The 7791-nt window shown below is 31.9% G+C and carries 10 protein-coding genes; 9 read left to right on the forward strand and 1 reads right to left on the reverse strand.

Translation table 11 applies throughout. From position 1 onward, the window contains the following. The coding region (locus AC2LE6_RS07775) for a hypothetical protein (protein WP_484478700.1) at positions 1–533 on the forward strand (533 nt) is incomplete at its 5' end. Positions 534–851: 318 nt separating this feature from the next. Next, positions 852–1595: a TMEM164-related integral membrane acyltransferase gene (locus AC2LE6_RS07780; RefSeq protein WP_484478701.1), complete on the forward strand. Its 744-nt coding sequence runs from the start codon at positions 852–854 to the stop codon at positions 1593–1595. A gap of 86 nt (positions 1596–1681) precedes the next feature. On the opposite strand, the gene AC2LE6_RS07785 is transcribed toward AC2LE6_RS07780, so the two are convergent. Further along, complete coding sequence (locus AC2LE6_RS07785; RefSeq protein ID WP_484478702.1) at positions 1682–2005, reverse strand: rhodanese-like domain-containing protein; 324 nt, start codon at positions 2003–2005, stop codon at positions 1682–1684. Between the two features lie 110 nt (positions 2006–2115). Between AC2LE6_RS07785 and AC2LE6_RS07790 the strand changes: the two genes are divergently transcribed. The 7 genes from AC2LE6_RS07790 to feoB all read left to right on the forward strand — a co-directional run. Then, entirely contained in the window at positions 2116–2550 is a 435-nt protein-coding gene (locus AC2LE6_RS07790) for a MarR family winged helix-turn-helix transcriptional regulator (protein WP_484478703.1), read from the forward strand. A 144-nt stretch (positions 2551–2694) separates the two neighbouring features. After that, a complete protein-coding gene (locus AC2LE6_RS07795) occupies positions 2695–3750 on the forward strand; it encodes a M42 family metallopeptidase (protein ID WP_484478704.1) in 1056 nt (351 codons plus the stop codon). 113 nt (positions 3751–3863) lie between these two features. After that, complete coding sequence (gene rsmD, locus AC2LE6_RS07800) at positions 3864–4409, forward strand: 16S rRNA (guanine(966)-N(2))-methyltransferase RsmD (RefSeq protein WP_484478705.1); 546 nt, start codon at positions 3864–3866, stop codon at positions 4407–4409. After that, positions 4409–4903 (forward strand): pantetheine-phosphate adenylyltransferase, encoded by a 495-nt coding sequence (gene coaD / locus AC2LE6_RS07805; RefSeq protein WP_484478706.1) that lies wholly within the window; start codon positions 4409–4411, stop codon positions 4901–4903. The genes rsmD and coaD overlap by 1 nt, the downstream gene beginning before the upstream one ends. A 65-nt stretch (positions 4904–4968) precedes the next feature. Then, positions 4969–5454 (forward strand): Fur family transcriptional regulator, encoded by a 486-nt coding sequence (locus tag AC2LE6_RS07810; protein ID WP_484478707.1) that lies wholly within the window; start codon positions 4969–4971, stop codon positions 5452–5454. A 123-nt stretch (positions 5455–5577) separates the two neighbouring features. Then, positions 5578–5802, forward strand: a complete 225-nt coding sequence (locus AC2LE6_RS07815; RefSeq protein WP_484478708.1) for a FeoA family protein — start codon at positions 5578–5580, stop codon at positions 5800–5802. Beyond that, a partial coding sequence (feoB, locus tag AC2LE6_RS07820; protein WP_484478709.1) for a ferrous iron transport protein B occupies positions 5799–7791 on the forward strand: 1993 nt, incomplete at its 3' end. The genes AC2LE6_RS07815 and feoB, both read left to right, overlap by 4 nt.

Here is a 7791-nt window from a genome sequence, read left to right on the forward strand (position 1 = left end):
TTTTATCATTTATGGTTCCCTATATGTTTTATAAGTCTAAAAAAAAGGTCAATCTATTATTACAAGGTATTGGAGCATTACTAGTCCTAGGTATCTTTGTCATAGTTCTAGAACAAAATGGTACTATATCAGGGTATTTTGATGCATTGTTTGGTAGAGAACTCCTTGCTTTTGATGATAGGTATAAATTGCTTGTTATTGCATGGGACACTTTTAAAAGTAATTGGTTAATAGGTAGTGGGGGTATATATGCTTCTAGACATTACTTATTAGAAGATGGAGCTAAGAACTATCACAACATAATCGCTCAAGTAAGCACTTTAGGGGTTGTTGGGTTTGCCGCATTATCGTGGTTATTTATAGAAAAAGTGAAACTTATATTTTCTAAAAAGAACACGTGGAAGCGCGTTGTCTTGGTCCTTGTGTTTGTAACAGCATTTGTCAATGGATGGGTACAGCCAATGTATTTCTATATAACATATCTGATCTATTTAGTAATGATATTAGCAGTGTACGAAAACAGCGAAAGTTAATAAGACAAAGACTCTTTTATTTGTAAATAAAAGGGTCTTATTTATAAAGTGGTCCATTTGACAAACGGTATAAATAGTATTATAATTAAATTGTAATCCTAGTTGATTGGAAATCACTCACACGCGAGCTCAACTTAAATTAAATGGGGCCGAGATGTTACCTTTGCTGGATGCCTTTGATTCTAAAGGAACCCTACCGGTATTCATAAGAGGCTACCGCACTAGTAGAACCGAGGTTCTGCATTGGGTGATTTCCAATATTCTAGGATTTTTATTTACACATTTTTATAGTATAATAACAACCAAGGGGGCTACAACATGTCACAGTTTTTTGATTACAGAAGTCATTATAGAACAGGTATTTTTCATGATATTACTATTTTCGAGAGAATCATCCCGTTGATTTTAATAGGGATTGCAATATATATATTGTTCAAGAAAAAAGATATTATTAGAGAAAACAAAGTATTAGAGAAGAGAATAAGATACGGAATGGCAATAGCACTTGCAGTGCTATATATTAGCCATTACGCATTAAGGATTAACTTATATGGTTGGACAGATACAATAGTTTTACCATTCCACTTATGCAGTATCGCAATGTTTGTGTGTGTAATAATGTTATTTACAATGAATAAAGCATTACATTCATTTGTTTTACTTGCAGGAACATTAGGAGTGGTTGTATCACTAAGCAATCCTATTATTGGTTACAACTTTAAATACTATAGATACTATCAATTCATGTTTGCACATGGGATATTATTAATTGCACCATTATACGTTTCATTTGTACATAATTACTTACCAAGCAAAAAAGATGTAATAAATGGATTCATTATTATGCAAACTCTTGCAATATTTATGGGTGTATTTAACTATTTTAACAACACAGATTTCTTTTTTATGTTCGTTGATCCAGCGAAATTAGAGAAGTTTTCAGTTATAAAATACGTTGGTGGAATCCCTTATTATTTGATCTTTGTAGAGGTAGCTGCACTCGCATATTTCTATGGTTCTTATAGGTTATTCGAACGAATTAGAAATAGAAAAACAGTATAATAAAAAGGACTCAATTTGAGTCCTTTTCTTATCTTTTGAGCCGTTCAGGAACTAAAGAATAGTACTGACTATGAAAATATAATATTTTAGTAAGGCACATTGTACTTTTCATTACCAGATATACCACCGACAATATTGAAGACGTCAAAGCCTTTCTTTGTCAAGTAGTCTGTAATGAAGTAACTTCGTTGACCAGTGTGACAAATAATGTAATATGTTTGATTCTTGTCTAACACGGTATCATAATCTCTAATTATCTTGTTTATTGGTATTAAAATTGATCCAGGTATGTGACATATATTATACTCGAATAATTCTCTGACATCGAGAATATTTATATCACCGTTACTCATCAAATCCATGACTTCCTGATTCGTTATATGTTTATTGTTTTCAAAATCTTTGAACATTGTATCACTTCCCTAAAATTATTATATAGGATATGTGAGTAATGTTTTGACAATTTGCTCTTTTTATGTATAATTGTTTTGTATACGTATTATCAAGGGAGGTTACATTTATGGTAAAAGAGATGTGTTATAAGCTTAACAAAAGCAGTATGCTTTACAAACGCTTAATGAGTAAACATTTAGAACGTTTAAACATTACATATTCTCAGTTAATGGTTTTACGCGTTATTAACCGTGAACCAGGTATTACAGCAAAGGAAATCTTAATGCAGATGGATACGGATAAAGCAACTCTATCAGGTGTATTATCAAGACTTGAAAGAGACAATTATATTTACAGAGTGAAAAACGATAACGATAAACGCGTTCAAAATATTTATATATCTGAAGGTAGTGAACGTTTATGTGAAGAAGTAAGTATTATTGAAGATGCTTGTATCTCGGATTTAGTTAAAGGTATTAGTGATGAAGATGCAGAAAAGTTCTTATTTATTTTAGATCGTTTCATAGATAATCAAATTAATAAGATTGAAGAAAAGTATTAAAGAATAGGGTTGTTTTTCAACCCTTTTTTTATATGACAAAATATCTAAAAATGTTGTAAATCTAGAATTCTAACAAATCGCTTTGCTATAACTTAATTTATGTTATAATCAAAGTAGAAAATCATTATTTAGGAGAGTAAAATTATGGGAAATTTATTAAAAGATTTATCAATGCTAAATGGTATCCCTGGAAACGAACGTCAAGTACGTGAGTACATGGCTAAGAGAATGGCACCAAATGCAGAAGTTTCATATGACAACTTAGGTAGTATTATTGGTACAAAAGTTGGAAATCCTGATGGACCAAAGATTATGGTTGCAGGACATATGGATGAAGTTGGATTCATGGTAACAACTATTACTGAAGAAGGATATGTTAAATTCACTCCAGCTGGTGGATGGTGGGGACAAGTTATGCTTGCTCAACAAATGACAATTACAAACGCAGACGGAAAAGAAATTATAGGTGTTATCGGAGCGAAAGCACCACACATCTTAACTCCTGAAGAACGTGCTAAACCAGTTGATATGAAAAACATGTATTTAGATTTAGGTGTTGAAGACAAAGAAGCAGCTCTAAAACTAAATATCAAACCTGGAGATATGATCACACCATTTATCGAATACAAAGAAATGGCTGACAAAAACTTTTTACTAGGAAAAGCATGGGACAATAGAGTCGGATGTGCTGCAGCTATGGAAGTACTAGAACAAATTGAAACACATGACAATGTTTATTACGCAGTTGGTACTGTAATGGAAGAAGTTGGATTACGTGGGGCTAGAACATCAGCTCACCGCATTCAACCAGATATCGGAATTGCATTAGATACTACAATTGCTTACGATTTCCCTGGTGGAGACAAAAACACTAAATTAGGTAATGGTGTTGGAATTATGTTTAAAGATGGTTCAATGATTGGACACAAAGGATTAAGAGACTTTGTAATCAAAACATGTGAAGACTTAAAAATCCCATTCCAATTAACATACTTAGAGCGTGGTGGAACAGATGGTGGAGCAATCCATATGACTGGGTCAGGAGCTCCAACAGTGGCTTTATGCTTACCAGTACGTTATTTACATTCACATACTTCAATCGTTCATAAGAAAGATTATGAAGCTATGGTTTCACTAACAAAAGCGTTGGTTGAAAGACTAGATAAAGAAACAGTACACAATATTACATTTAATTATTAAGAAAAGGCCAATCGGCCTTTTTTTTATTTGAAATAGATAAGCACTTTTTATAACAAATTACTTGCTAATTATATTAATTACATATATTATATTTACGAAATAAGGTGATATATATGAGAGTAATCGCAGGAACACATAGATCTCGTATTTTAGAACAAGTAGACAGCGATAATACAAGAGAAACAAAAGATAGAGTTAAAGAGAGTATCTTTAATAGTATTTCAACCTATATTCCAGATAGTCAAATCCTTGATTTATTCAGTGGGAGTGGTTCTCTTGGAATTGAAGCGTTAAGTAGAGGTGCTAAGCATGTTGTTTTAAATGATTTTAATGCAGATGCATATAAAGTTTTACAAAACAACATCAAAACACTAGATTTAAGCAACGATGTAACATTATATAAGAAAGACTATGAATCATGTTTAAAAGAATTGAGTAGTTCTTTTGATGTTATTCTATTAGATCCTCCGTACAAGCTGAACGTTGTACAAGAAGTAATACATTATATTGATGAGCACAAATTACTATTAAAAAGTGGAATAATCGTTATTCTATCTGATAATGATAGAGTAATTGATGATACAAATAATTTTGAAACAACGAAATCTAAAAAAATGGGGAAAACGAAAGTTACCTATATGAAATGGAGAGTGTTGTAATGAAAAAAGCAGTATACCCAGGAAGTTTTGATCCAATAACGTATGGTCATATGGATATCGCAAAAAGAGCACTAAAAGTGTTTGATAAATTAGTTATTCTAGTGAGTGAGAACCCGAATAAAGCGGGATTGTTTACAGCGATTGAAAAGAAATCATTGATCGAACGTGCACTGGAAGAACATATTGATAATATTGAAGTGATCATCTCACATGATTTAACAGTAAACTCTACCAAACGTTTGGGAGCTACACATATCGTAAGGGGATTAAGAGCTGTAACCGATTTTGAGTATGAATTTCAATTAACGCATGCAAACCGAGTACTAGATAAAAGTATCGATAGTGTGTTCTTTATGACAGCACATAAGTATAGTTACTTAAGTAGTACAACTGTGAAGGAAATTGCACAGTTTAAAGGAGAACTATCTCATTTTGTACCTGAATTTGTTAAAAATGAAATTATTAGAAAATTAGATCAAAATAAAGAACAGTAATCAAAATAAGTATATTAGTTTACATTCTATTTATAAAAATGTTAATATAGGAGCAGGTGATAATTATGGATGAAAGAGAAAAATTATTTCAGGAATTAAGAAAACAAAACATAAGAATAACAAAGCAAAGAAGAGCGATTATTGATGTCTTAGAAGGTAAGCATTTAACGATTCAAGATATCTATAACGATTTAAGAAAAAATGGGTACAATAACTTAGGAACAGTGTATAACAACATTGATTTTCTTTTAGAGCACAAAATTGTAACTCAAATCTTTATCAATGGAAAGAAACACTACGATTTAACAATTGATGAATCATCTCATAGTGCAGACTCACACATCCACGTTACTTGTAAAGTAAACAACAACATTATTGAGATTAATGATTCAGATCTATTTGATCAAATCAAAGGAAACCCAATATTCAAAGACTTTTCAGTTAACAAACTACAGTTAGTAGTTGAGGGACAATGTTCTCATTATGAAAAGGAAACGTGTAAAAAAGATGGAGCTTGTTTCATAAAACGTTTAAATAATAGAGTCGATTAGACTCTTTTTTTTTGCAGTAAAACTTATTTAAAAGATTTATTTATAAGTCTATTTAGAAAACTTACAAAATAAATTGATTATAGATAACCACTTATATATAATCGTAAACATAGGAGTGATGAAATGAACATTACAAAGATGAGAAAACTTCAAAAAGGTATTATCGAATCTCTTGGTAGAATAGAGAAACATTTTACTAAAAGATTAATGGATTTGGGGATTTACGAAGGGGCAGACATCATTTTACTAAATGTACTATCAGGAGGAAACTTATACTTAATAGAAGTTGATGATATTGAGATATGTTTACGAAAAGATGACGCATTATTAATTGAGGTAAGTATATGATATATTTACTAGCTGGTAATCCAAACGTAGGGAAAAGTACATTCTTCAATGCAATGACACAATCACATGTTCACGTAGGGAACTATAGTGGTGTTACTGTAGAAAAGCGTGTTCATCACATAAAAAACTATCCAGGGGCAAATTTAGTAGATTTACCTGGAACGTATAATGTATCACCTAATAGTCAAGATGAAGGTGTTGTGACATATTCATTATTAAATGAAAGTTACAAAGGTATTATTAATATTATTGATAGTACACATTTAAAAAGAAACCTTCATTTAAGTATTCAACTACTAGAACTGGGTACACCAACACTTATGGTATTTAATTTAAAGGATGCTTTACGTAATAATGGTTATATCATTGATACTAAAAAAGTAGAGGAATTTTTAAATGTAAATGCAGTTAGTGTTAGTGCACGTGAACGTAACATAGAAGATAGAGATTTAGTTGTTGAAAGTTTAAAAGAGTTACAACCACATAAAGCATTGCATTTAGAATATCCAGCTCCAGTTAAAAAAGGGATCAAAGATATTCATGATTTACTACGACATGATATTTTCCAAGTGAAAAAGAAATGGATTGCTCTTCAGTTATTAGAAGGTAACGAAGGAATATATCAGTATTTAGACTTACATAAAGAAGAAGATATTAGAAAAATAGTCGCACGAGTTGAAAAAGAAATTATTGATCAAGATATGGCGTTAAGTCTTAAAGGAGCCATTTTTAATACTAGAAGAACATTTATTGAAGAATTGATTGAAGATTGTTTGATCCAAGTAGAGGAAAAAGAACATTCAAAATACTTTAATCAAAAAGTAGATAGATTTATTACCCATCCTCTTTATGGGATTCCTCTATTTATGATAAGTATGTTTTTGATTTATCAAATCAGTTTTGGGAATTTCCTAGGACTAGGAAACTTCCTAACAGGTTACTTTGAATTATTCTGGGATGAGATACTAGTTAACTACACATCTCAGTTCTTAGAGGCCATTGGGTTATCTGGGTTCATGTATGGTCTTGTCATTGATGGGATCCTCGCAGGGATCGGTGGAGTTTTAGTATTCTTACCACAGATTGTTGTATTATTCACATTAATCGCAATCTTAGAAGGAACAGGTTATATGGCACGTGTTGCGATAATGATGGACCGTTTCTTGAGTCGATTTGGATTTAATGGAAAGAGCATTGTCCCTATTATCAGTGGATTTGGTTGTACTGTGCCAGCGATTATGGCAACACGTACAATCGCAGATAAAAGAGAACGTATCTTAACGATACTTACAATACCGTTTATATCATGTAGTGCTAGATTACCAATATATGGATTAATCGTTAGTAAGATATTTGATTCATATCAAGGAGTAGTAATCTTTAGTATCTATTTACTTGGTATCGCAGTGACATTATTAAGTGCAAAACTATTAAACTTAACATACTTTAAAGGAGAGGGAAGTAAGTTCCTACTTGAAGTGCCTCCTTATCGTATGCCGCAAATGAGAACTGTGTTATATCAAGCGCTAGGTAAAGCAAAGCGTTTTGTGAAAAAAGCGGGAACATTTATCCTAATAGGATCAATGATTCTATGGGTATTAGCCAATAATGGATTTGATGGATTCAATGTCAATCCCGATGAATCATTCCTAGCAATGATTGCTGGTGGAATCAAATGGTTGTTTGCTCCTCTTGGATTTGGAACATGGGAAGCAACATCTAGTTTGATCAGTGGGTTCTTAGCAAAAGAAGTAGTAGCATCATCACTTGAAATACTGTTCGCAGGAGATATCGCAGGAGCATTCACTATCGCTAGTGGAATGTCTTATGTTGTATTTGCTTCGCTATATATACCTTGTATTAGTACAGTCGCAACAATTAAAGCAGAAACAGGAAGCACTAAATGGACTTTATTTAGTGTAGTGTATCCGTTTGTTGTAGCGTATTTAGTATCATTACTTGTATTCTGGGTATTACATTATGGATTTG

The organism is Candidatus Izemoplasma sp., from assembly GCF_982632705.1.

Coding starts and splice junctions, on each gene's coding strand:
- AC2LE6_RS07810 (WP_484478707.1), top strand. CDS start 4,969: ATGGATGAAAGAGAAAAATTATTTCAGGAATTAAGAAAACAAAACATA.
- AC2LE6_RS07790 (WP_484478703.1), top strand. CDS start 2,116: ATGGTAAAAGAGATGTGTTATAAGCTTAACAAAAGCAGTATGCTTTAC.
- AC2LE6_RS07795 (WP_484478704.1), top strand. CDS start 2,695: ATGGGAAATTTATTAAAAGATTTATCAATGCTAAATGGTATCCCTGGA.
- AC2LE6_RS07785 (WP_484478702.1), bottom strand. CDS start 2,005: ATGTTCAAAGATTTTGAAAACAATAAACATATAACGAATCAGGAAGTC.
- rsmD (WP_484478705.1), top strand. CDS start 3,864: ATGAGAGTAATCGCAGGAACACATAGATCTCGTATTTTAGAACAAGTA.
- AC2LE6_RS07815 (WP_484478708.1), top strand. CDS start 5,578: ATGAACATTACAAAGATGAGAAAACTTCAAAAAGGTATTATCGAATCT.
- coaD (WP_484478706.1), top strand. CDS start 4,409: ATGAAAAAAGCAGTATACCCAGGAAGTTTTGATCCAATAACGTATGGT.
- AC2LE6_RS07780 (WP_484478701.1), top strand. CDS start 852: ATGTCACAGTTTTTTGATTACAGAAGTCATTATAGAACAGGTATTTTT.